Origin of the sequence: Comamonas nitrativorans (genome assembly GCF_042654765.1) — a bacterium.
In the GTDB taxonomy this organism is placed as follows: Bacteria; Pseudomonadota; Gammaproteobacteria; order Burkholderiales; family Burkholderiaceae_C; genus Comamonas; species Comamonas nitrativorans.
The window spans coordinates 1-885 of the sequence record NZ_JBHSEW010000029.1 but is presented as its reverse complement, the minus strand read 5'-3'; the positions used below and the strand labels follow the sequence as shown (position 1 = coordinate 885).

Genomic DNA, 885 nt, shown 5'->3' with positions numbered 1-885 from the left:
CGAAGTTGTAGGCGTCAATGAAGTCGCACAGGTGTCGGCGTAGCTGTGCATGGTCGTCGTAGTGGAATCGCTTGACGGTGGCTTCCTTGATGGTTCTGTTCATCCGCTCGACCTGTCCATTAGTCCACGGGTGCTTGATCTTGGTCAGGCGATGCTCGATGCCATGTTCGACGCAGACCCGCCCGAAGATGTGCTCGAAAGCGTACCGATCACGGGCTCGGTTCGTGAACTGGATCCCGTTATCGGTCAGCACCGTGTGAAGGGTGTAGGGCACAGCCTTGATCAGGTTTCGCAGGAACTGCGCAGCCACCATCTTGCCGGCCTTGGCGTGAAGTTCGGTGAAGGCGAACTTCGAGGTTCGGTCGATCGCCACGAAGAGATAGAGCTTGCCCTCGGCCGTTTGCACCTCTGCGATGTCGATGTGGAAGTAGCCAATGGGGTAACTCTTGAACCGCTTCTTAAGCGGCTTGTCGCCTTCGACTTCGGGCAACCGGGAGATACCGTGACGCTGCAGACAGCGATGCAAGGAGGAGCGCGTGAGGTGCGGCAGAGTTGGCTGCAAAGCGTAGAGGCAGTCATCCAGCGGCAGCAGGGTGTGCCTGCGAAAAGCTACGATGGCGGCTTCCTCCTCGACTGAAAGAACGGTAGATGAAGGCGTCTTCGGCCCTGTGGGCAGATCAGCCACCGAGGTCCGCTTCTTCCACTTGGCCACCGTCTTCTGGTTGATGCCGTAGCGCTGCGAGAGTGATCTCAAGCTCTCTTGACTATTTTGTATTGTTCGACGGATTGCCTCCGTCGTCCTGGCGCTCCCGTGCAGAACCTGGCCCATAGCGCTTCCTTCCATTCAAGGGAAAAGATTGCACCATTAAAACCTGGGATCAAACA

Annotated in this window: 1 protein-coding gene; it reads right to left on the bottom strand. The window is 57.2% G+C overall.

What is annotated here, in order from left to right; translation table 11 throughout:
* Positions 1–829 (bottom strand): IS481 family transposase (locus ACFO3A_RS15650; RefSeq protein ID WP_377728232.1); only part of this gene is annotated, 829 nt, incomplete at its 3' end.
* Between the last annotated feature and the right edge of the window lie 56 nt (positions 830–885).